This is a genomic window from Mammaliicoccus sp. F-M27 (genome assembly GCF_022387115.1).
GTDB classification, from domain to species: Bacteria; Bacillota; Bacilli; order Staphylococcales; family Staphylococcaceae; genus Mammaliicoccus; species Mammaliicoccus vitulinus.
The window spans coordinates 119476-142673 of record NZ_JAJNIE010000006.1 but is presented as its reverse complement, the minus strand read 5'-3'; the positions used below and the strand labels follow the sequence as shown (position 1 = coordinate 142673).

The following is a 23198-nucleotide window of genomic DNA, read 5'->3' as shown; positions in this document are numbered from 1 at the left end:
ATTAAAAATGGCCGAATCTATAGCATAGCTATGAATTCGACCAAAAATACATTTTTATTATTTAGTTGTCTACTTGACAGGGTGCAGTTCAGTCCAACAGATGGGGTTTTATAAATGAACGTAAGTATTATTTAGTTTCCTTCTTTCATGTCTTTTTCAATTTCTTCTTTAGATTCTCCACTCTCTTCTAAAACCATTTTCCGGTCATACATTTTAAAGAATGGGAAATAAATAATGACAGACACAGCTATATTAAACAAGACAAGAATAATGGCACGCCAATCGCCTCCTGTTGCTAAATATGCACCGATTGGAGCTGGTAGTGTCCATGGCGCCATTACGCTTGTTGCATTGACGAGCCCAAGCCATGTTGCGATATAGGTAATGATTGTTAATACGATTGGTATGATTATAAATGGTATAACCATAATTGGGTTTAATACGATTGGTAAACCGAAAATGACCGGTTCATTTATATTAAATAAAGATGGAATTGCTACGGCTTTGCCGAATTTCTTCAAGAACTGAGATTTTGCAAATAATAATATACAGATGACCAGTCCTAATGTTGCTCCGGCTCCTCCAATCCACACGAACCACTGGAAGAATGTCTCAGGTGCTATATGGGGTAAAGGTTCTCCAGCTGCATGTGCTTCTGCATTTTTAGCTAAATAAACTTCCCATAATGGACGTTCAATCGTACCAACAATTGACATACCATGAATACCAAATGACCAAAAAAATGTTGTTAAGAATACAGGTACTAATACACCTGGTAATGTGTCACCTGCAAAGACGAGTGGACCTACAATTTTATCTACAAGCATATGTAAATCGAGTTGGAATGCAACTGTAATAATACTCATTGCACCGAGTACAAAGACTACAGGAATTAAAGATTCAAACGAGCGACTAACGGACGGTGGTACTTGAGGTGGCATCTTAATAGTGATGTTTTTATTTTTACACAATCTATATGTTTCGACAGAAAAAATAGCAACGAACATCGCGACGAATAAACCATGGCCGCCTAAGTTAGTCATAGGTAAGACGAAACCTAAATCTTTATCCATTGTCGGAGATATCGTTAATAAGAAAGCTGCTGTAGATAATTGTGCTGCTGACAATGGATCTAAATCATATGACTTTGCGAGATTATAACCTATGCCGAAGACAATGTATAAACTCATGATGAACATTGTCATTCTATAAGGAATTAAAATTTGTTCTGCATGTGCTGTTGCCCACTGAGTGATCGCCCACGATTCTGGAAGTGGAGGCGTTGCAAATATTAAAAAGAATGAACCGAAAATGATGAATGGGAGTGCTGAAATGACCCCGTCACGGATAGCAAGTAAATGACGTTGATTGGAAAGCTTTGTCATTGGACCTGACAGTTTACTTTCCATCCAAGTAGCAAAGTTATTCACGAAAAAGTCCCCCTTCGTTTGTAAGCGTTTCGATTTTGTTATAGTATAAACTAAATAGATAAAATATTCAAAATAATAAAAAAATTATTATATAACGAATGGAAGTGATAATGATGAGACGCTTAGGAATATCTTTGTATCCAGGAAAATCTAATGAAGCTGAAGATATACAATACCTTGAAATAGCGCATGAGTATGGATTTTCTAGAGTTTTTACGAATTTATTGCAATTAACAGAGGAGAATAAATCGACTTTATTACCTACTATTGAAAAAACGATACAATATGCTAAAAATTTAAACTTTGAAATATTTATTGATGTAGCACCAAGAACATTTAAAGTACTAGATATTGAACCTACTGATTTAACTTTTTTTAATGAGTTAGGTGTTGATGGGATTAGACTTGATGAAGGCGTTGGGGCTAAAGAGACAAGCGATATGACGTACAATCCTTATGGCATTATGATTGAGTTGAATATGAGTGTGATGAATCACTACTTAGATAACGTGATGGATTTTGAACCTAATCGCGCATGCTTAGTAGGGTGTCATAATTTTTATCCTCATCGATATGCAGGAATCAGTGAATCATTCTTTCTAGAAGGTAGCCAAAAATTTAAAAAGTATGGTCTCAGAACTGCAGCATTTGTTTCAAGTGAGATCGCTGAATTCGGACCTTGGCCAATTACAGAAGGCTTACCAACATTAGAAGAACATAGGGGCTTGCCGATTTCTACACAAGCTCAATATTTATGGGTGACAGGTCTCATTGACGATGTGATTATTAGTAATTGTTACCCTTCAAGAGAAGAATTAAAAATGGTTAGCAATTTAAAAGATGAACCAATCACATTTGATGCAAAATTATTTGATGATATTACAGATTTAGAAAGAAAAATAGTAACTGAAGAAGCGCATTTTTATAGAGGTGATGTTAGTGATTATATGATTCGTTCTACTCAAAGTAGAGTGAAATATAAATCAGAATCATTTCCAGTTCATCATACGATTGCAATTAAAAGAGGAGATATATTGATTGATAATGAAGCATACGGACAATATAAAGGAGAATTACAAATTGCTTTGAAGCCTATGATTAACACTGGACAAGTTAATGTAATTGGTAGAATCGCGCCTCATGATTTGCAATTACTCAATTATTTAAAACCGTGGGCGTTCTTTAAATTTAATATTCAGGAGATGGTGTAAATGAAAAAAATACTATTAGTTTGTTCAGCAGGTATGTCGACAAGTATGTTAGTTAAGAAGATGCAAGAAACAGCAGATAAAGAAGGAAAAGCCTATGAGATTGAGGCTTTAGCTTTATCCGAAGCAGAAACTAAGATTGATGATGTAAATGTTATTTTACTTGGGCCACAAGTGAGATTTCAAAAAGCACAAGTAGAAAAAGTCGCGAACGGTAAAGTTCCAGTAGATGTTATAGATATGCAACAGTATGGCATGATGGATGGAGAAAGTGTGTTGAAACATGCTGAAAGCTTAATGGAATAAGGTGATAATATGGAGAAATATGAACAAATAGCTTTTCAAATTATAACGCATGTAGGTATGGCTAAGAGTACTTATATGCAAGCTATTAAAGAAGCTAAAGATGGTAACTTTAAAGAATCTGAAGATTTAATTGTTGAAGGTAATCAATTTTTAGTTGATGGTCATAAAGTGCATAAAGATTTAATTCAAGCAGAAGCTAGTGGAGAAGCAATACCACTAAATCTCTTACTGATGCATGCAGAAGATCAACTTATTTCCACAGAAGTCATTAAAGAAATGGCGAAAGAATTAATCTATGTGCATCAAAATTACGTAAAAAAATAATTGTCATAGTTAGAATATATATTTCAGGGTAAAAGAAATAGAATAAATAAAAGGAGTATATACAATGTCGAATAGAATTCTAGCAATCACTGGTCCAACATCAGGTATAGGTAGATCAACAGTTATAGAATTGGCAAATGACTATGACATTATTATCTTGTTGTGCAGAAATATAGAAAAAGGCGAGCATTTGAAGACGCTATTAATAGAAGAGCATAAAAATATACAGGTAGAAGTCATAAAGTGTGACTTGTCAGATTTAGCAAACGTCATGAAAGCCGCTACACAAGTATTAGATCATTATCCACATATTGATTGTTTAATTAATAATGCAGGTGTTGTTTCAATAACGAGACAAAAAACGATAGACGGTTATGAACTAATGTTTGGTACAAATTATTTAGGTCACTTTTTATTAACGCATATGTTATTCGAGTCAATTATGAGAAGTCGTGATAAACAAATTATTATTGTCTCTTCTGGTGCGTATAAATATGCTCATATTGGTCATCATAACTTTAATTACCCATTAAGGTTTAATCCAATAAAATCTTACAGTAGATCCAAGCTCGCAACTTTATATTTCATGCAAGAGTTGTATGAGCAGTTTCATCATTGTGGATTGAATGTGACTGCTGTACATCCTGGAGCAGTCTCTACAAACTTAGGAAAAACTAAATATAACCAAAAATTTGGAGACTTTATTTATAAAATATTTGATTCCATGTTTGTATCTCCTAAAGAAGGTGCGATGTCTACAATTAAAGTGACTAAAGATAAGACTTTATTTAATGGAGCATATGTATATGAAGGTAAAGTAACGGAATTGGAGAACCAAGGCATGAATTATTATGACCGTAAAAGATTGATTCGTGAAACATTGGAAGCATTGCAGTTAGATCAATTTATGTATTTAAGTACAGATAAATAATGAATACGTTTACATTTAATATAGGTTACTCAATTTATTGTTTTCTTTTAAATTAAATTTTATAATAGTTAGTATTGTAAGAATATTTCCAATATTAATAAAGGGATGAGATGCATGAGCAAGCATTATATTTTATTAGCTGATTGTAAAGATGAAATCGGGATTACATCACTAATATCAACAATTATAAAAGACACGAATTCAAATATATTTCATTTAGATCATTATACAGATGTACAAGAGAATGAAAATCATTTATATCTTCGTATTGAATTTGATAAGAATGATGAAGTGAAATCACTTTTAGAAAAAGAATTAACGACGAAAAATATCAACTTCCAAATATTTGATGCAGAAGAAAAAGTGAAAACTGCGCTTCTTGTTTCTAAAGAAGATCATGCGTTAAGTGAAATTATTTTACGTGCAAATCGTCAGGAATTTCCGATTGAGATAAGCTGTGTGATAAGCAATCATGAAAATAACCGTAAATTCGTTGAAGATTTGGGGATACCGTTTCATCATGTAAAAGTGACTAAAGAAACGAAACGTGAAAGCGAAGATGAAATTACGAGAATATGTGAAAGCTATGATGTAGATTTACTCGTACTAGCGAAATACATGCAAATTTTATCAGAAGTCTTTGTTGAAAGACATCATCTGAAAATCATTAATATTCACCATTCATTCTTGCCGTCATTTATAGGTGCAAATCCGTATAAACAGGCTTATACAAGAGGTGTGAAATTAATTGGGGCAACGAGTCATTATGTTACTGAGGACTTAGATGCAGGTCCAATTATTGAACAAGATGTTGTAAGAGTTAATCACAGACACTCAGCACAAGATATGAAACATACTGGTAGACATGTGGAATCTCACGTACTAGCGAGAGCTGTACAGTGGCATTGTGAACATAAAGTGATTGTAAATGGAAATAAAACAGTCGTCTTTACATAAATGATTGTTTAGCAGTGAGTATATTTGCTCACTGCTTTTTTAGTTGTATAATATGTATAAAATACAATGAAATTTGGTGTGAAAACAATGATTAAAACTTATTATGTCAATTTAAACGATGAACTTAAAGAAACAACATCACCGAATGATATAACAGAAGACAAGAAATGGGTTTGGGTGGATTTAAATGAACCTACTAAAGCAGAGTCTGAAGTATTAGTTGATTATTTTGATTTTCATCCATTATCAATTGAAGATGCGACGCTTGTTCTACAACGGCCGAAATTTAAACAGTATGATGATTATCAATTTATCGTCTTCCATGCTTTAGATTTAAAAACACTTGAATCAGAAGAAGTGGACATATTTATCGGTGATGGTTTTATTGTTACATATCATAAAGTACAATTTGAAGAGATTGATGCAATTAGAAGAAAATTGTTCTATCATACAATTCATATAAATGAACCTAAAGATATTTTGTTAAATCTTCTAGATGAAATAGTGGATAATTATTTTCCATTTATTTATGATATTGAAGATAAAGTATTTAACTTTGAAGATCGTCATAATGTAGATATTTCAACAAAATCTTTAATTGATGATACTTTCGATTTAAGACAAGAGTTGTTAATTATTAAAAGAACGGTTCAGCCGATGAAAGATTTAGTCTATCGCATGAGAGAAGGTAAAGTGCTACATCTAAATGAACAACAGTTGTTATATATTACGCATATTAACGATCATCTTATAAAGCAAATGGAAATGGTTGATTCTTCTCGAGAGATGACGAGCGATATAAGAGATAATTATATTTCTCTTAACTCTTTTAAAATGAATAATATTATGAAAATTTTAACGATATATTCAGTCGTATTTATGCCTTTAACTTTGATTGCAGGGATATATGGTATGAACTTTAAGAACATGCCTGAGCTTAATTGGCATGATGGTTATTATATTGTGCTTATTATTATGGCTGTAATTGCGTTGATTATGTTAGCCGTTTTTAAAAAGAAAAAATGGTTTTAAAGATCATTGCAAGAATCTATGTTGATGTTCTGACGTTTAATAGGTAATATGTAACATAAATATAAACTTAGAAAGTGAGTGGGGTCATTGAAACTTCTTGGAGCGATTGAAGCGGGCGGAACAAAATTTGTATGTGCAGTAGGGGATGACAGTCTTTCTGTTATAGAGCGTGTTTCTATTCCAACGACTGTACCATCTGAAACAATGCCGAAAGTTATAGAGTTCTTTAAAAAGCATGATATCGCTAGTATTGGAATTGGTTCATTTGGTCCAATAGATATTAATAAAGAATCAGATACATATGGTTTTATAACTTCCACACCTAAAACAGCATGGAAAAATTATGATTTTGTAGGGACAATTAAAAAGGTATTTGATGTTCCTGTTGCTTTTACGACAGATGTAAACACATCATTATACGGTGAGTTCAAAAAAGGTATAGCTAAAGATGTTAATTCAGCTGTGTATTATACAATTGGTACCGGTATCGGTGGTGGTGCTATGGTAGGCGGTAAATTTGTGCAAGGGTTGAGTCATCCAGAAATGGGACATATGTCTGTGAAAATACATGAAGATGATCATGATTTTGCAGGTAATTGCCCGTTTCATGCTACTTGTTTAGAAGGCTTAGCATCTGGTCCAGCTATTGAAAAAAGAGCAGGAATATCTGCAAAAGATATTAAAGAAGATTCAAACGATTGGAATATTGTTGCTTACTATATCGCTCAAGCTGCATTGAATACAGCGCTCATGTTATCTCCTGAAAAAATTATATTCGGAGGAGGCGTCATGCATCAAACGCATTTATTGCAAAAAGTACATGCACAATTTGAGGCGCTAAATAACAACTATATTGCATTACCACCAGCAGAAAAGTATATTGTTAAGCCAAGTTTGAATGATGATCAAGGTATAATAGGTTGTTTAGCTTTAGCGCAAAATGAAATTAAAGAATAAAGTAGGTGTATCGTATGGATTTGTTCGTGATATTAGGTGAACACCAAACAATGGAAACAGAAAGACTTATATTGAGGCCAGTGAGTTTAAACGATACAGCATCACTTTATGAATATGCGTCGAATATAGAAAATACTTCTCATGTGTATCCAACACATTTATCAACAGAAGAAACAAAAGAAGTCATCGCAAATTATTATTTAAAAGCACCACTTGGTAAATATGGAATAGTTTTAAAAGAGGAAAATAAATTAATAGGTACAATTGATTTAAGAATTGAGCCTGCACATAAAAGAGGAGAAATAGGTTATGTGCTTAATTTAAATTATGCTGGTAAAGGTTATATGACAGAAGCGGGATTACAGTTATTACACTTAGCTTTTGATAAATTAAAATTAAACCAAGTAAAAGCTTTACATAGCACTATTAACCCTAAATCAGGACAAGTTATGAAACGATTAGGTATGAAAAAAATAGGTGTCATGCCTAAAAATAGAATTCATAAAGAAAAAATAGTAGACGACGCAATATATGTGATGACTAACACTGAATATGAAGAAATGAAAAAAGCAGCTCATTAAGCTGCTTTTTTCATTTTAGTGAGTACTTTTAATCCATATGAGAATATGCCATAACCTACTAAAGAGCAAGGTAACCATGACTTTGTTAAAGAGATATCTTTATTCTTGTTGAATAACGTATAGGGTACTAACGTCGATATTAAGTAAAGTACTAGAACTTTCTGATAACGTTTGTTCATCTTAAACACCTCACTTTGTTACTTCAATTATAATACTTTTTTTATGAGACGTATTATAATATTATTACAAAATTAGAACATTCATTATTCAAATTTTGCAAATGATGAAGCGGGCAATCGAGATGCTCTTTCATTAGTCATTTCACCTTTACCAATTGTCATGAGCATTGCTGGTATGAAGTTGTCTTCAATATTAAAAGCGTCTATTACAGATTGTTTGTCAAAACCAATCATAGGACAAGTTGCATATCCAGCATCTTCACTCACTAACATTAAACTCATCGCAAATAAAGATGCACCGCGTACAGCTTCATCTCGCTTGTTTGTCTCACTTTCAAAGAAACGATTAACAGTTTCAATTAAACCTTCTCTTTTTTCAGCTGGGATATGTTCATGTTCAATCCAGTCATCAGCTACATCTCCAATTGTTTCATGTGCATTCAAATCTCCTAAGATGATAAATGTTGCGCTAGCTTCTTTTATTTTAATTTGTTTATTAGCTGCATGATATAATTTTTCTTTAGATTCATCAGTATCTACAACAATTACTTTCCACTGTTGTAAGTTCCAAGCTGATGGTGATAGTGCAGCCTTGTCTAATAAATTATAAATGGTTTCTCTATCTAAATGATATTGCTCATAAGATTTTACCGAGCGTCTATTCTCTAACACTTTCGTTAATTCCATTATTTTCCCACTCCTTATACTTCGATATTATTATGTTCATATAAAAAAGTGATAAATACAAATTTTCTGCTTATTTGCAAAAAATAAATAAGGGAGTCATTTTAATATAATTTATAAAGGTATATTTGTTACAATATAAGTAATAAGAGATTTTTTTATTGTTGTATGATAGTTTATTGACTAAAGGAGCGGTGCACATGATAGATATTCACAATCATTTATTATATGGATTAGATGATGGTCCATTAGATGCTGAAAGTATGCTTGAGTTAGCACGTGAAGCTGAAAAAATAGGAATAACTGATTTAGTTGCAACACCTCACTATATCAAACATCGTTTTAAAAATAGTGCAGATATCGTCACAGCAAGAACAGAAGAAGTACAAGCGATACTAAATGACAATGGAATTGATATAAAAGTGTATCCTAGCCAGGAAATTCATATGTTTGGTAATGAGTTAGCTGGATTGAAATCAGGAGAATTGTTACCTATTACTGAAGGATCAAGATATGTATTAATTGAATTTCCATTCTTTTCAGTACCAGACTTTGCGAATAAAACATTTGACCAATTGTTCGATGCAGGTTATCGTCCTTTGTTAGCCCATCCAGAACGTATTATTCCTATACAAGATAATCCTCAAATTTTATTTGATTTAATCGAAAGAGGTGCACTTTGCCAAGTAACGGCAGGTTCTTTAGTCGATAAATATGGTGAAGACGCTAAAAGAATTGCTGATTATTTATTAGATCAAGACGCTATTCATATTGTGGGAAGTGATGCACATAACACTTCAAATAGAAATTTTCATATAAAAGAGGCATATGATTATATTGAACGTACTAAAGGAATCGATAAAGTAAATCAATTAAAAGAAAATGCTCGAAAAGTGCTAAATAACGAAAATATTTAATAAAAATAACAACTCATTTCTAGCTGAATAAATCAGTGAAATGAGTTGTTTTTTATTTTGAGCTGGAATTTATGTCTCATCTTTTTATAATTGGATGACGTCGGGGTCTGAATGTTGCTTGTTTAGTCAGTCTTGCAACATTCGGAGCTTCTATGTTGCTTGTTTGGTCAGTCTTGCAACATACAGACGTTCTATGTTGCTTGTTTGGTAAGTCTTGCAACATACAGGTGTTCTATGTTGCTTGTTTAGCCAGTCTTGCAACATACAGACGTTCTATGTTGCTTGTTTAGTCAGTCTTGCAACATTCAGGCGTTCTATGTTGCTTGTTTAGTCAGTCTTGCAACATTCAGGCGTTCTATGTTGCTTGTTTAGTCAGTCTTGCAACATACAGCATATACTTAAAAGAACAAACGAAAAAATATTATAGAAATGACTATCCTCCACGATTTTGTGAAGTGCTGACGCCCGGGGGAATAGTATGAGCGAGAGACTACAGGCTCGAGCCATATTCATAAAGCAAGCACAGGCAAGCATGCACGAACAAAATCGTAGATTTCATAAAAATCCCAACTTCTTTATTGATTAACAAGTTGTTTGAAGCGATTCAGTTGTTTCATTTTTATTGACGACAAACATTAATATACTCGCCATCATAACCATTATGAATGCAAAGTAAGGTGTGAAAGATAAAGATAAATGATTTAATATAAATCCGCCGATAACTGAGCCTAGTGTAATACCAACATTAAATGCAGATATGTTTAAACTAGATGCAAAATTGACTGTTTCTTTACTATTTCTCTCTGCAAATAATACGACGATGAGTTGTAGACCAGGTACGTTCATAAAAGCAAACAGTCCCATTAATAAAATACTTACTAATCCAACAGCATGAAAGTGAAGTGTGAAACCTACAAGCAATAGTGTAAAAGCTTGTAGTAAGAAAATAATGGTTAATGCTTTAGTAGGCGCATGATTCGTTAATTTACCCCCTAAAGTATTACCAATCGCAACCATAACTCCATATAAAATTAAAATGAGCACGATACTGTTCGTTTCATAACCTAAAATATGAGTGAGAATTTCAGTTAAATATGTGTAGACTACAAAAGTCCCACCGTAGCCTAGTGCAGTTATTAAATAAATAGTCATAAGTGGTTTGTTCTTAAATACTGCAAGTTGTTTTTTGATAGGTGCTTGTGTGTATTCAGTTAAATTTTTAGGGACAAATGATATATTTGCGATTAAACTGATGAGTCCAATAATAGCAATTGTATAAAATGACATTTCATATCCGTAATGTTGGCCGACCCATGTACCGAATGGGACACCAGTTATTGTAGCGACTGTTAAACCTGTGAACATAAGCGCAATTGCACTAGAACGTTTATGTGGCGGTACTAAATCTGCTGCAATAGTTGTAGCAATCGACATAAACACACCATGAGAGAAAGCGCTGAGAACTCTCATTGCTAATAATAAAGTAAATGATGTAGCCATTCCTGCACATACATTAGCGATTATAAAAACAATCATGATAAGTATGAGCACTTTTTTTCTTTTCATATTATTCGTTAAAGGCGTTAAAATAGGCGCACCTACAGTAACTCCAATAGCATATAAAGATACAGTTAATCCTGCTAGAGGTATTGTGACGTCAAAAGCGTCTTTTATTAAAGGTAATAGGCCAACACTGATGAATTCAGTAGAACCTATAGCAAAAGCAGATATAGCGAGTGAGATAAGAGCAAGTTGATTCGAAAATTTATTCTTCATTTTTAAGTTCCTTCCTTTGTTCTAAGATATGTGTTATTTTAAGACGTAAGTAAACAAATAGGAAGTACGCACTTTAAAGTCATATAGGTACCGAAAAGTACCTTAAGGAGGAAATCACATGGAAGTAACAGAATATAATATCGGTGTAGAAGCGACAATAGACGTAATTGGAGGTAAGTGGAAACCCGTTATATTATGTCATTTAAAACACGGAACAATGAGAACATCTGAGCTTAAAAAAGCTATTCCGCATATAACACAAAAAATGCTAACACAACAATTAAGAGAACTAGAGAAAGATGGCATTATTAATCGCATCGTCTATCAACAAGTACCACCAAAAGTAGAATATGAAATATCTGAATATGGTAGTTCTTTAAATGATTTATTAGAACACCTATGTAAATGGGGAGAGTTTCATATTAAAAAAAGAAAAGAAGACGGAGAATTAATAGAGTTAGATTCAGTAGAATTTATCGATCAAGCTTAAGATTTTATAATGATATTAAAAAGAGCGTAAATTCTTATTTTTCGAAGAATTTACGCTCTGTCTATATATGATAAATTGGTATTTTAATTTTATTCAAACATACCTTTTCTAATGACTTTATAATCAGCTAACATTATTTTCCCTTTAGCCATGACATCTTTAATTTCGTATTTATTTGTATCTATTACTAAAATATCTGCATCATAATTTTCTACTATACGTCCTTTATGGTGCAATGTTAATACTTTTGCAACATTAGAAGTAAACAATGGTATGATGTCTTCCCAATTTTTATATTGAGCTAATAAATTAAATAGTTGGTTTGTTAACGTGCTACATTTGGCGACGTCATATCCTACGAGTTTATTTTTCTTACCAAATTTAGGTAGACTTCCGTGACCGTCTGAAGATACTGTAAGTCTGCCAATATCTCCATTATGAGATTGATAGTATTCTACACATTCTACTGTATTGACATCTGCAGTTAAATCAACATATACGCCTTTTTTACTTAGCTTGATTCCTTCATCAAGTAAATCAAATCCTTTATCAAAATGTGTCACGTAGATTTTATTTGGTTTAACATCGTAATTTTCAAGTAGGTCGTGAATTTGTTTTAATTTATGTTTACCAGTTCCAATATGGAAGTGGGTAACACCTGCTTTAGCACCTAACATTCCTCCGACAGTAGTCTCGGCTATAACCTTAGCAAGTTCTTCTGTATTTGGAATGGATGATCTGAAATCATTAATCGCTATTTCTCCTGTGCCTATTACTTTATCGATTAATAATAAGTCTCCTTTAATTGAACCTGTAATAGTTGTAACAGGGAGATGATAGTTTCCAGTATACATATATGTAGAGATGCCTTCTGCTTCCAGTGCTTTAGCTTTAGAGTATAGATTCGTTAATGTTCGTGATAATCCATCTGTCCCGATTAAACCAACAACACTTGTTATGCCACTTTTAATAAGTTCAGATAAATTAACTTCAGGTGTACGCGTTATGTAACCTGCTTCTCCGCCACCCCCAAGTAAATGTATATGTGGGTCTATAATTCCAGGAATAACTAAATGTCCTTCAGCGTCGATAATATTTAAATTGGGATCAAGTTGTTTTAATAGTTCGATATCGATATCACCTATTTTGATGATTTTTTTACCTTGAATGAGTATGGATTGTTGGCCGATATTTTTTGGTGAAAATACTTCGCCGTTTTTTATAATCGTAAACATAATTCCCCTCCTGTAAAGCATCGTTGTTTCATATTCTAAATTAATTTGAGTATGAAAGCAAAATGTAGTGAACTTATTTAATAAAGTGCGATATTTGATATGTAATATAAATGTAATATAAAATTACACTTTTTATCGTGACTTTACCTCTTTTAGTATATATAATTAAATTGTACTTATTCGAAAAATATATATAGGGGTGGAGTTTATGTACAATACAAAAAAGGTTTTAACAGCAGGATTTGCTTCAGTAGTCGTGCTATCGTTAAGTTTATCAAATGTCGCGAGTGCTAAAGAAAGTAGTCCATTAGATCAAAAAGAATTAAAAGCATTACCTAAACAAGAAGTTAGTTCAAAAACGGAAGCGCAAGAAGTGTTAAGCCAATTACCAGGAAATCCGAATATTAAAGAGAGTTATAAACAATTTGAAGTTACAAATGAGTTTAAAGATAATTTAGGATATACACATTACACATTAAAACCTAAAGTTGATAATATCGTTGTTGAAGATAAAGAAGTTAAAATACATACTAACAACAATAAAGAGCTAGAACTCGTTAATGGTGATGTAAATACAGAAACGGTTACATATACAAATAAACAAAGTTTATCTAAAGATGATGCTATTAATAAAGCTTTTGAAAGCATTGGTAAAAATCAAAATGAAGTAAAAAATATTGCTGGTCAAAATGTTATTAATCAAGAAGAACTAGTCATCAATGCTGAAAAGAAAAAACTCGTTTATAATGTCGAAATCATATACTTAGATCCAGAACCTGCACGTTGGGAAATTAAAATTGATGCAGAAACTGGAAAAGTATTAAGCAAGAAGAATAAAATAGAACATATAGCTGGAAGTGGCGTAGGTGTTAATGGAGATACTAAGAAACCATTAAATTTAACAGAGGTCAGTAACGGCTATGGATTACAAGATGAAACACATACCGGCACAATCCATACGTATGATGCTAAAAATGGCACATCCAATGCAACTTTAATGACTGATAGTGATACGATATTTAATGATAAGAACCAAGCAGCCGGTGTAGATGCACATTTTAATGCAGCTAAAACATATGATTATTATTTAAATACACATCAAAGAGATAGCTATGATGGTAACGGAGCGGAAATAAACTCCATTGTTCATTATGATAAAAATTATAATAATGCTTTTTGGAATGGGCAGTATATGGTTTATGGTGATGGAGATGGTCAAACATTCACGTCATTATCTGCAGCAGATGACGTTGTTGCGCATGAATTAACACACGCTGTTACTGAGCATAGTGCCAACCTTGTTTATGAAAATCAACCTGGTGCATTAAATGAGTCAATGTCAGATGTATTTGGTTACTTTGTAGATCCAGATGATTGGTTAATGGGTGAGGATGTTTATACACCAGGTAAAGATGGAGACGGCTTAAGAAGTCTTTCAAACCCTGAACAGTATAACCAACCTGCTCACATGAATGCTTACCAAGACTTACCAAACACTGAACAAGGAGACTACGGTGGTGTGCATATTAATAGTGGTATACCAAATAAAGCTGCATACTTAACTATTTCTAAAATTGGTAAGGAAAAATCAGAAGCGATTTATTATAGAGCACTTACACAATACTTAAGTTCTAACGCTTCATTCTTAGATGCGAAATTTGCATTAAAACAAGCAGCATCAGATATTTATGGCGCAAACTCAACTGAAGAACAAGAAGTTGTAAATGCATGGAATTCAGTCGGCGTTTCCGGATAAAATAATTGTATTTTCACACATTGAGCATTAAAATAAAGAAGAGGATTATAACATGAAGATTAATAAATCTATTACAAGTATAAGTGTATACGTAAGTGCTGGAAACATATGATTGACGGGATAATTATATGCACACTTACTATACCTTATGATATGCATGTATAGGTTTATAAACATGTTAATTCGATAAAAGAATTTGGGGAGCGTTATATATGAAATTAGGAGAACGTGTTAAACAAAGGAGAATGGATTTAAAGCTTTCTCAACAAGGGTTAGCCAAAGGAATCGCTACACAAAGTCAAATATCTAAAATTGAAAAGAACGAGTTACAACCAGGATCACAACTGCTTTTTAATATTTCTAGACGACTGAACTGTAGTATGGATTTCTTATATATAGGTGATGAATTAGATACACAATTAGAACAAAAATTAAAAGTAATAGAAAGATTATTAGAAGATCGTGATTATGATGCATTAATACCGATTATCGATGGTAATTATTTATCAAATGGATCTACTGATGAAATTGCAGCTTCTAAGTGGGTAAGATCAATTATCGCATATTATAAACATGATGAAATTGAACATTCACTTCAGTTGATTGAAGAAGCATATCAATTAATTAATAGTAATATGTATGTGAAATTACAAGTATCGATCTGTAATACAAGAGCGATATTCTATTATAGACAAAATGAAAATGAGAAAGCTAAATCATCTTTAGAGCAAGGCTTAGACATTGCTAAACGATTGAATGTTGAGGACAATTATCAAATTAAATTGTTATATACATTATCTAATATTTATTCTAGTGAAAAAGCATATGACAGATGTTTAGCATATGCACAAACTGCATTAGATATTACGATTAAATCAAATCAATATATGCTATATAGCGAATTAGTATATAATATTGTGAATTCACGCATAGAAATGAACATAAATAACGACAGTGATAAAAAACAATTAGAAGTAGCGCTTTATTTAAGTGAACAGTCTAAAAAATATAACATTACAATATTATTGAGAGACTTGATGAAATTGTTATAACCAAAATCAAACGAGGTTGGGACATAAATCCTAACTTAAAATAAAAGATCTCTTCATTAGTTAAGCCTAATGAAGAGATCTTTTTATATTTTAAAATTTTACGATTTTGAAAGTGCATGCTTGCCTAGGGTATGGTTCGAGCCTGTAGTCTCTCACTCATACTATTCCCCCGGGCGTCAGCACTTTACAAAATCGTGGAGAATAATCTAAGTGAAATCATGGTAAAACGCACGAAGACTCAAAAGATATCGTGCGTTTTTAGTAAAATATGGATAAAACGCACGAAGACTTAGAAGATATCGTGCGATTTTGGTAAAATCTGGATAAAACGCACGAAGACTCAGAAGATATCGTGCGATTCTGGTAAAATCTGGGTAAAACGCACGAAGACTTGGAAGATATCGTGCGATTTTGGTGAAAAGATCTACAGTAAATAAATTTCTTGAGCTAAATGGCTATCGACATTAAGCTAAGACATTTATGTCCTAGACTTCACTACTAATTTTAGTATGTTTTTTATGAATATTTTTCCAGTGTTTCAAGATGATCATTTTCTATGAATAATTTGATAAGTGATTCTGTTTGAAATTGCTCACTTAATTTTGTTTCTAAGTTTTGGATCAGTTGAAAATCGTGAGTTGTTGTATACGGATATGTAAGGTTTAAACTTTTCAAAATATGTAAAGTGACCGCTTCTTCTAATAGTGAAACATCGGCGTTAATATATGTTATGGCAGATTCATTTGTAGCGTTTAATTGCATTAAATGGCTTAAAAATAACTTTGTGAAATGATAGGCAATTGTGTCATATAAATCATCATAGTGCTGGCATAATGACTCGATGAAAAAATATACATGAGGTATTTCTTCGGTTTTAATCATCGCATCTTGTTTGTATGCACCGATTAAAAAGAAAATATCAGGCTTTAAGTAAGCATCGTATTGTTTTAAAAATTGCAACCTTACATCAAAAACAATATGTACTAACTTTGTATTTATTTTTAGAATTTTGGCAGTATCTGTTTCTAATTTAGAAAGGGTCGTCGATAAGTTGTCGTTAAGATATTGCATATCTTGTTCTGCATGTTGCAATTCAGATCGATATTTTTCGTAATATGTTTTAAGTGACAGCTCATTTAAATGAAAGTTATTAAAAAAATCATTTATTGTATTACTAATAATCATAATATAACTCCTTAATATCTTCTTTATTCTTATTATACGTTATATTACCTAAAATTTATTGTTTAATCATAACAGGACATAAAATATGCTCAATTAATTATACTGATATACCTATATCATGCTATTCAAGGTTATAAATACCTTATATAAATATACTGATATAGTAAAAGGGTATTGAATTGATTTTGAACATAGGTTATGATGACGGTATTGATAATTATAGTACATGTCGTGTACTAATTGGTTAGGAGTGGTTATTTTGAAGAAACCTTTTGAAATTTTTAGAGAAGATATTAAAAATATTAAACGCGTGCCATTTGTCATTATATTGTTGTTAGGATTATCAATCTTACCTTCATTTTACGCATGGTTTAATTTGAGTTCGACATGGGATCCATATAATAATACGGAAGGGATTAAAATTGCAGTCGTTAACGAAGATGAGGGTGCAAAATTAGATGGTAAAAATATTAATGTAGGTAATCAACTCGTCAAACAGCTAAAAGACAATGATAAATTTGGTTGGGATTTCGTCAATCGTAAAAAAGCTGATGATGGTGTGGAAAAAGGTGATTATTATGCTTCTATTTATTTACATAAAACTTTTTCTGAAGAAGTTACAAGTATTTACCATAAGAAACCTAAAAAAGCAGTAATCGATTATAAAGTAAATGAAAAATCAAATGCGATTGCTCCGAAAATGACGAATGCTGGTGCATCATCAATTGTAGATTCATTAAATAAAGAGTTCGGGGAGAATGCGACACAAGCCTTATTAAAAGAAGCAAATCAAGTCGGATTAGATATTGAAAATGAATTACCAACTATGAGTAAAATCAAAAATGCGATTTTTACAGCAGAAGATAATCTTCCTGAAATAGAAGAATTTAAAGAAAAAGTTATAGAAATAGATGAACATCAAGGTGATATCGATCATTATAAAAATGAATTTGAATCATTAGGTAACTACAAAGGTGATATTAATAACGGTGTAGAAAAAATTAACGAAGTAAACGGTAAGATGGGTGAAATTAACCAAGCTGCACAGTTAATTACGACACTCAATTCTAAAATGCCTGAAATTGAAAGTGCATTATCAAAAGTTTCAAAAGTTCAAGAACAATTTCCGAAAATTAACAAAGGCGTACCTCAAGGTATTGAAGCAACTGAAAAAGCATTAGTAGCTTTAAATCAAGCCGAACAATATTTGCCTAAATTAAATAATAAATTGGACAAATATGAAGCTGATGCAAAGAAAGCCCAACAAAAAACTGAGAAAGCGAATGACAAGCTTAAAGCAGAAGAGAAAAATAAAGAAACTTCAAAAGATAAAAACAGTAAAGAGGACTCTAATCAGTTTGAAGAAGATGCTAATACTGAGCAAAATAAAAACGAAGAGAATAAATCTGCAAACAAAACTGAAGAGCAATCTGATGAACAACCTAAGGAACAAACTGAAGAGCAATCTGAAGAAAATAAAAATGACACTCAAAATTCTGATGAACAAGAAAATAATGAACAAGAATCAGAGACTTCAGAAGATGAAACAGCATCAACAGCGTTTAATAAAGACAACATCGTCACAACTCAACAAGCATATGAGGAAGATAACGCTGAAAATCAGGACAAGTCTAAAGAAGTGTTAAATGATCAAGATATTCAAGATATGAAATCTGCACTTAGTGAGTCTTTAACAGCTTTAGCTGACTATAGCAATGAACAAGCTACAATGAATAAAAAAGATTTAGATAGTATGAAAGCCATTAATCAAAGTATATTGCTAAGTCAAGATAGCGAACAGCTGACAGATACAGTGAAAAACAATCAATCTCGCTTAAAACAAGGTGTAGAATTTAATCATTCGATGATTAATATATTAAGTGAATTACAAAAATCTGAAGGAATGGATACGTCAACAGCCATTTCACAATTTGAATCTGCGAATAAAGATTTACAAAATGTAATTGATGGTCAAGATAGCCTTATGAACGCTTTAAGCAATGGACAGTCTGGAAAAGAACAAGTATTGTCATTGGATAAACTTATAGATTCTAATTTAGTATCTTTAGATCATTTAATTAAATATAGTAGCAATGACTTTAAATCCACTTTAATGCAAGGTGTTGATCAAATAGACTCAGCGTTAATTAAAGGTATAGACGACATATCTACGATAAGAAATTCCATGAATATGATTGAAGATGTTATTCAAAATGGGAAAAGTTCATTGCAAAATGGACATGATTTATTAGTGAGTATTAACAACGAATTGCCAGAACTTGAAAGGAAATTTAATAATATTAATGAAGTTGCACAAACTAACTTCCCTGCATTCAAAGAACAAGTAGGTAAAGGTGCAAATTATGTTGAAAACGAACTGCCAAATGTTCAGTCTGAAATAGCAAATATAGCACAATTTTCAAATGAAGATTTACCTGCAATGATTGATAAATATGATAGAGCTGTACAATTGATAGATGGAAATCTACCAGAAGCTCAAAAAGAAATTCATGATTTAGCAGAATTTGCTAGAAATGATTTACCAAGTATTGAAAAAGATATTAAAAAAGCAGCGAATAAAGCGAGAGAAATAGATGAAGATGATACTGTTCATGACCTGATTAAGTTATTGAAAAATGATTTGAAAAAACAAGCAGATATTATAGCGCATCCTATAGAACTAAAAGAAGAAGCATTGTTCAGTGTTTCTAACTATGGAACAGCAAGTACGCCATTCTATACATCTTTGGCAATGTGGGTTGGTGCATTACTATTATCTAATTTATTAACAACTGATATTAAAAATCCTAAAATTAAACATAAATATTCTTTAAGAGAAATTTTTGTCGGAAAGAGCTTCATATTTATAATTATAGGTGTTGTACAGTCAATCATAGTATCTTTAGGGAATATATTTATATTAGGTGCTGATATAGATAATAGATGGTTATTTGTACTACTATCTGTTCTTGTGTCTATCGTGTTTATCAGTATTGTTTATACACTTGTTTCATTATTCGGTAATGTCGGCAAAGCGCTTGCGATGGTCATGATGGTTTTACAAATTGCTGGAGGCGGGGGAACATTCCCAATACAAGTTACGCCGAAGTTCTTCCAAGCGATTCATCCATTTTTACCGTTTACTTATGCTGTAGATGCATTACGAGAAGCGGTAGGAGGCGTAGTGCCAGAAATATTAATTTATAATTTAATGTTTTTAGTATTGTTTGGTGTTGTCATATTTACTATAGGATTTATTGTTAAACCTAAACTTGATCCATGGAAAAACAAGACAATCAAACGTGCAGAAGATAGTTATTTAATGGAGTAATGAGCGAATTTCATCCTATTTGTATCAATAAAGAATACTTTTAGTAAATTTTATATTTGACGAGAACAATATTGTCTTGTAACCTTTTAAAGTATTCAAGATATAAATAAGGAGAAAATAATGGAACAAATAGATAAAAAAGGGTCTTTCATAGCATTGCTACCGTTAATTATATTTGTAGTGCTGTTTATTGGTGCAGGATTAATCATGCATGATTTTAATTTCGTGCCTTTAAATGTTGCGATACTTATTGCTGCTGTATTTGCTTGTGCCATGTATCCAAAGACGCCTTTAGCTAAAAAGTTAGACATTTTTACTAAAGGCGCTGCACATCCTAATATATTGTTAATGGTATTTGTATTCTTAATGGCGGGTGCTTTTAGTGAAACAGCTAAAAGTATGGGTGCAGTGAGTTCAACTGTTAACTTAGGATTATCATTAATACCAGGACAGTTTTTATTAGCTGGATTATTTATTGTAGGTGCTTTTATATCTGTAGCTATGGGAACTTCTATGGGGACTGTAGCTGCACTAGCCCCTGTCGGAGTGGGTATATCTGAAGCAACTGATATATCATTAGCGTTAACAATTGCAACAGTTGTAGGCGGCGCGATGTTTGGTGATAACTTGTCTATGATTTCAGACACTACAATTGCTGCAGTACGAACTCAAAAAACAAAAATGAGCGACAAATTTAAGATGAACTTCTTAATTGTATTACCAGGCGCCATTTTAACAGTCGTTATTTTATGGTTCATGACTAAAGATTCTGGTATGACAGATGCCGCTCAAGGTAGTTATAGTTTAATCAAAGTTATTCCATATTTATTTGTATTAATTAGCGCACTATGTGGAATGAATGTCCTCATGGTTTTAGTGCTAGGTGTAATCGTTGCAAGTTTAATTGGTCTATCTGATGGCTCATTTACTTTAGGTGATAATCTTAAAGCAATATCTGATGGTTTAATTAGTATGCAAGATATTTCAATGATCGCACTTTTAATCGGCGGTATGATTGGTCTGATTGAATACCATGGAGGTATAAAATGGTTATTAAACGTTGTTACAAGTAAAGTGAAATCTAAACGAGGCGCAGAATTTGGAATAGCAAGTTTAGTCAGTGTAACGAATTTAGCAACAGCTAATAATACAATTTCCATTATTACAACTGGTCCTTTAGCTAAAGAAATAGCAGAAGATTACCAAATTGATCGAAGAAAGTCTGCAAGTATTCTAGATATATTTGCTAGTACGATTCAAGGTATTATTCCATATGGTGCTCAAGTATTAGCTGCCACTAGTGTAGCGGGTATTTCAACAGTATCGTTGTTACCATATTCATTTTATCCTTACTTATTAGGCATATGTGGCATTGTATCGATATTGATAGGATATCCTAGAAATAAAAAAGGGCTTAAGACATAACGCCTTTTCTCAAAATAAATCACCCAATCCGTTGTATATATTTTCGGATTGGGTGATTTTTATATTTTTAATTTTATAAAGTCCATACCACAGGCAAGCACTTCACAAAATTATTTTCCTTCTAGTTCATATCCATATGCAGTTTCTCCATGGAATACTGTATCTAAACCTGCTAATTCTGATTTTTCATCAGTTCTTAATGTTGTAAAGATGCTGATGCCTTTAGCTATGATGTAAGTCATAATACCGCTGAATGCGATTGTTACAACTACGGCTATAATTTGTACTAAAACTGGCATAAATCCACCACCGAAAAATACGCCATCAGAGATACTTGAATTGACGTTTGAATTTTGGAAGAAGCCTGTACCGATTGCACCAACGACGCCTCCAAATCCATGTAAACCAAATGCATCAAGTGCATCGTCATAATTAAGCAATACTTTTAAATGAGTTATAACGTAGTAACATACGAATCCACCTAACATACCGAGTATCATCGAACTTCCGTATCCAACGAAACCTGCTGCTGGTGTGATCGTGACAAGGCCAGCTAACATGCCTGATAAAGTACCGATTAAAGTAACTTTTTTCTTTTGGTAATATTCGAATATAGTCCAACCTGCGATACCAGCACATGATGCTAAAATGGTATTTACAAATGCCAACATGGCAATTGAATCGAATGTTAATGCTGATCCTGTATTAAAGCCAAACCATCCAAACCAAACGAGAATACCGCCGATTAAAGTGATCACTAAATTATGCGGTGGTTTTTTGTTAATAGGCTTTCTTGATCCGAGTAGTAGGGCAAGTACGAGTCCAGATACACCTGAGGAAATATGTACGACTGTGCCACCTGCAAAATCTATCGCACCTAGTTTGTGTATCCAACCTCCGCCCCATACCCAGTGCGCTACTGGACTGTATACGAATATTACCCATAATCCCATAAAAATTAAAAATGGCCCGAATTTCATTCTTTCTGCGACTGACCCTGTGAGAATGGATACTGCAATTGTACAAAATGTTAATTGAAAAAGCATAAACAGTGCAAATGGGATTGTTTCACTAAACTGACCGTTCGGTGTAAAACCAACGCCATTTAATAACGCGTGAGAAAAATCACCTATAAATAAGTTGTTTCCGCCAAAACTCAGTGAAAATCCAACTAAAACCCAAGTGAATGTTACAACTACAATTGCTGAAATGCTGTGCATAGATGTATTTAACACATTTTTAGATTGAACTAATCCGCCATAAAATAGCGCTAATCCTGGTGTCATTAACCAAACTAATAACGTACAACCAAATAATAAAAGTGTATCTGTCTGACTCATCTTCCCTCAACTCCTTATTTTTTTAAAGTATAAAATATAAAATAAGAAATAAGAAATATGAGTCAGGTAAATTTACACTATGTGTCATGTTATATGACATAT

General features: G+C 32.4%; 21 protein-coding genes. 14 read left to right on the top strand and 7 right to left on the bottom strand.

What is annotated here, in order from left to right:
- Positions 1 to 131: 131 nt before the first annotated feature.
- The gene (locus tag LQ598_RS08145; protein ID WP_107537151.1) at positions 132 to 1430 is read right to left on the bottom strand and encodes a PTS sugar transporter subunit IIC; all 1299 of its coding nucleotides are present in this window, start codon (positions 1428 to 1430) and stop codon (positions 132 to 134) included.
- Between the two features lie 113 nt (positions 1431 to 1543).
- Here LQ598_RS08145 and LQ598_RS08140 point away from each other — a divergent pair, with 113 nt between their 5' ends.
- The 8 genes from LQ598_RS08140 (at position 1544) to LQ598_RS08105 (ending at position 7726) form a co-directional block, all read left to right on the top strand.
- A complete protein-coding gene (locus tag LQ598_RS08140; protein WP_107537150.1) occupies positions 1544 to 2641 on the top strand; it encodes a DUF871 domain-containing protein in 1098 nt (365 codons plus the stop codon).
- Entirely contained in the window at positions 2642 to 2944 is a 303-nt protein-coding gene (locus tag LQ598_RS08135; protein ID WP_239745414.1) for a PTS sugar transporter subunit IIB, read from the top strand. It begins immediately after the preceding gene.
- 9 nt (positions 2945 to 2953) lie between these two features.
- Positions 2954 to 3268, top strand: coding sequence for a PTS sugar transporter subunit IIA (locus LQ598_RS08130; RefSeq protein WP_016913064.1), 315 nt, complete (start codon positions 2954 to 2956; stop codon positions 3266 to 3268).
- A 64-nt stretch (positions 3269 to 3332) separates the two neighbouring features.
- The gene (locus tag LQ598_RS08125) at positions 3333 to 4199 is read left to right on the top strand and encodes an SDR family NAD(P)-dependent oxidoreductase (RefSeq protein ID WP_107537149.1); all 867 of its coding nucleotides are present in this window, start codon (positions 3333 to 3335) and stop codon (positions 4197 to 4199) included.
- Positions 4200 to 4313: 114 nt separating this feature from the next.
- On the top strand, positions 4314 to 5156 hold the full coding sequence (gene purU / locus LQ598_RS08120) for a formyltetrahydrofolate deformylase (RefSeq protein WP_016913066.1): 843 nt from the start codon (positions 4314 to 4316) through the stop codon (positions 5154 to 5156).
- An 87-nt stretch (positions 5157 to 5243) separates the two neighbouring features.
- Positions 5244 to 6188, top strand: coding sequence for a magnesium/cobalt transporter CorA (gene corA, locus LQ598_RS08115; RefSeq protein WP_016913115.1), 945 nt, complete (start codon positions 5244 to 5246; stop codon positions 6186 to 6188).
- Between the two features lie 87 nt (positions 6189 to 6275).
- Complete coding sequence (locus LQ598_RS08110) at positions 6276 to 7145, top strand: ROK family protein (protein ID WP_107537286.1); 870 nt, start codon at positions 6276 to 6278, stop codon at positions 7143 to 7145.
- A gap of 14 nt (positions 7146 to 7159) precedes the next feature.
- Positions 7160 to 7726 carry a GNAT family N-acetyltransferase gene (locus tag LQ598_RS08105; RefSeq protein ID WP_016913113.1) on the top strand — a complete coding sequence of 189 codons (567 nt, stop codon included), beginning with the start codon at positions 7160 to 7162 and terminating at the stop codon, positions 7724 to 7726.
- Here LQ598_RS08105 and LQ598_RS08100 read toward each other — a convergent pair.
- Both LQ598_RS08100 and LQ598_RS08095 read right to left on the bottom strand, forming a co-directional pair.
- Positions 7723 to 7905, bottom strand: coding sequence for a hypothetical protein (locus tag LQ598_RS08100; protein ID WP_107557311.1), 183 nt, complete (start codon positions 7903 to 7905; stop codon positions 7723 to 7725). The genes LQ598_RS08105 and LQ598_RS08100 overlap by 4 nt on opposite strands.
- Before the next feature lie 84 nt (positions 7906 to 7989).
- Positions 7990 to 8592: a nitroreductase family protein gene (locus LQ598_RS08095; protein WP_103322649.1), complete on the bottom strand. Its 603-nt coding sequence runs from the start codon at positions 8590 to 8592 to the stop codon at positions 7990 to 7992.
- A gap of 197 nt (positions 8593 to 8789) precedes the next feature.
- Here LQ598_RS08095 and LQ598_RS08090 point away from each other — a divergent pair, with 197 nt between their 5' ends.
- Positions 8790 to 9506, top strand: coding sequence for a tyrosine-protein phosphatase (locus LQ598_RS08090; protein ID WP_016913110.1), 717 nt, complete (start codon positions 8790 to 8792; stop codon positions 9504 to 9506).
- Positions 9507 to 10088: 582 nt separating this feature from the next.
- On the opposite strand, the gene LQ598_RS08085 is transcribed toward LQ598_RS08090, so the two are convergent.
- A complete protein-coding gene (locus LQ598_RS08085; protein WP_107537288.1) occupies positions 10089 to 11282 on the bottom strand; it encodes an MFS transporter in 1194 nt (397 codons plus the stop codon).
- Positions 11283 to 11400: 118 nt separating this feature from the next.
- Here LQ598_RS08085 and LQ598_RS08080 point away from each other — a divergent pair, with 118 nt between their 5' ends.
- The gene (locus tag LQ598_RS08080; protein ID WP_016912943.1) at positions 11401 to 11772 is read left to right on the top strand and encodes a winged helix-turn-helix transcriptional regulator; all 372 of its coding nucleotides are present in this window, start codon (positions 11401 to 11403) and stop codon (positions 11770 to 11772) included.
- Positions 11773 to 11861: 89 nt separating this feature from the next.
- On the opposite strand, the gene iadA is transcribed toward LQ598_RS08080, so the two are convergent.
- Entirely contained in the window at positions 11862 to 13007 is a 1146-nt protein-coding gene (iadA, locus tag LQ598_RS08075) for a beta-aspartyl-peptidase (protein ID WP_107537395.1), read from the bottom strand.
- Positions 13008 to 13215: 208 nt separating this feature from the next.
- Between iadA and LQ598_RS08070 the strand changes: the two genes are divergently transcribed.
- Both LQ598_RS08070 and LQ598_RS08065 read left to right on the top strand, forming a co-directional pair.
- Positions 13216 to 14763, top strand: coding sequence for a M4 family metallopeptidase (locus tag LQ598_RS08070; RefSeq protein ID WP_107537396.1), 1548 nt, complete (start codon positions 13216 to 13218; stop codon positions 14761 to 14763).
- Between the two features lie 212 nt (positions 14764 to 14975).
- Positions 14976 to 15815, top strand: a complete 840-nt coding sequence (locus LQ598_RS08065) for a helix-turn-helix domain-containing protein (RefSeq protein WP_016912946.1) — start codon at positions 14976 to 14978, stop codon at positions 15813 to 15815.
- A 516-nt stretch (positions 15816 to 16331) separates the two neighbouring features.
- Here the strand turns inward: LQ598_RS08065 and LQ598_RS08060 are convergent.
- Entirely contained in the window at positions 16332 to 17000 is a 669-nt protein-coding gene (locus LQ598_RS08060; protein ID WP_107557310.1) for a hypothetical protein, read from the bottom strand.
- A 259-nt stretch (positions 17001 to 17259) separates the two neighbouring features.
- Between LQ598_RS08060 and LQ598_RS08055 the strand changes: the two genes are divergently transcribed.
- Entirely contained in the window at positions 17260 to 20331 is a 3072-nt protein-coding gene (locus LQ598_RS08055; RefSeq protein WP_107557309.1) for a YhgE/Pip domain-containing protein, read from the top strand.
- Between the two features lie 120 nt (positions 20332 to 20451).
- Positions 20452 to 21756, top strand: a complete 1305-nt coding sequence (locus tag LQ598_RS08050) for a Na+/H+ antiporter NhaC family protein (protein ID WP_016912571.1) — start codon at positions 20452 to 20454, stop codon at positions 21754 to 21756.
- A gap of 110 nt (positions 21757 to 21866) precedes the next feature.
- Here the strand turns inward: LQ598_RS08050 and LQ598_RS08045 are convergent, their stop codons facing one another.
- Positions 21867 to 23096: an ammonium transporter gene (locus tag LQ598_RS08045; protein WP_016912570.1), complete on the bottom strand. Its 1230-nt coding sequence runs from the start codon at positions 23094 to 23096 to the stop codon at positions 21867 to 21869.
- Between the last annotated feature and the right edge of the window lie 102 nt (positions 23097 to 23198).

Coding starts and splice junctions, on each gene's coding strand:
- LQ598_RS08140 (WP_107537150.1), top strand. CDS start 1,544: ATGAGACGCTTAGGAATATCTTTGTATCCAGGAAAATCTAATGAAGCT.
- LQ598_RS08135 (WP_239745414.1), top strand. CDS start 2,642: ATGAAAAAAATACTATTAGTTTGTTCAGCAGGTATGTCGACAAGTATG.
- LQ598_RS08130 (WP_016913064.1), top strand. CDS start 2,954: ATGGAGAAATATGAACAAATAGCTTTTCAAATTATAACGCATGTAGGT.
- LQ598_RS08125 (WP_107537149.1), top strand. CDS start 3,333: ATGTCGAATAGAATTCTAGCAATCACTGGTCCAACATCAGGTATAGGT.
- purU (WP_016913066.1), top strand. CDS start 4,314: ATGAGCAAGCATTATATTTTATTAGCTGATTGTAAAGATGAAATCGGG.
- corA (WP_016913115.1), top strand. CDS start 5,244: ATGATTAAAACTTATTATGTCAATTTAAACGATGAACTTAAAGAAACA.
- LQ598_RS08105 (WP_016913113.1), top strand. CDS start 7,160: ATGGATTTGTTCGTGATATTAGGTGAACACCAAACAATGGAAACAGAA.
- LQ598_RS08100 (WP_107557311.1), bottom strand. CDS start 7,905: ATGAACAAACGTTATCAGAAAGTTCTAGTACTTTACTTAATATCGACG.
- LQ598_RS08095 (WP_103322649.1), bottom strand. CDS start 8,592: ATGGAATTAACGAAAGTGTTAGAGAATAGACGCTCGGTAAAATCTTAT.
- LQ598_RS08090 (WP_016913110.1), top strand. CDS start 8,790: ATGATAGATATTCACAATCATTTATTATATGGATTAGATGATGGTCCA.
- LQ598_RS08085 (WP_107537288.1), bottom strand. CDS start 11,282: ATGAAGAATAAATTTTCGAATCAACTTGCTCTTATCTCACTCGCTATA.
- LQ598_RS08080 (WP_016912943.1), top strand. CDS start 11,401: ATGGAAGTAACAGAATATAATATCGGTGTAGAAGCGACAATAGACGTA.
- iadA (WP_107537395.1), bottom strand. CDS start 13,007: ATGTTTACGATTATAAAAAACGGCGAAGTATTTTCACCAAAAAATATC.
- LQ598_RS08070 (WP_107537396.1), top strand. CDS start 13,216: ATGTACAATACAAAAAAGGTTTTAACAGCAGGATTTGCTTCAGTAGTC.
- LQ598_RS08065 (WP_016912946.1), top strand. CDS start 14,976: ATGAAATTAGGAGAACGTGTTAAACAAAGGAGAATGGATTTAAAGCTT.
- LQ598_RS08060 (WP_107557310.1), bottom strand. CDS start 17,000: ATGATTATTAGTAATACAATAAATGATTTTTTTAATAACTTTCATTTA.
- LQ598_RS08050 (WP_016912571.1), top strand. CDS start 20,452: ATGGAACAAATAGATAAAAAAGGGTCTTTCATAGCATTGCTACCGTTA.
- LQ598_RS08045 (WP_016912570.1), bottom strand. CDS start 23,096: ATGAGTCAGACAGATACACTTTTATTATTTGGTTGTACGTTATTAGTT.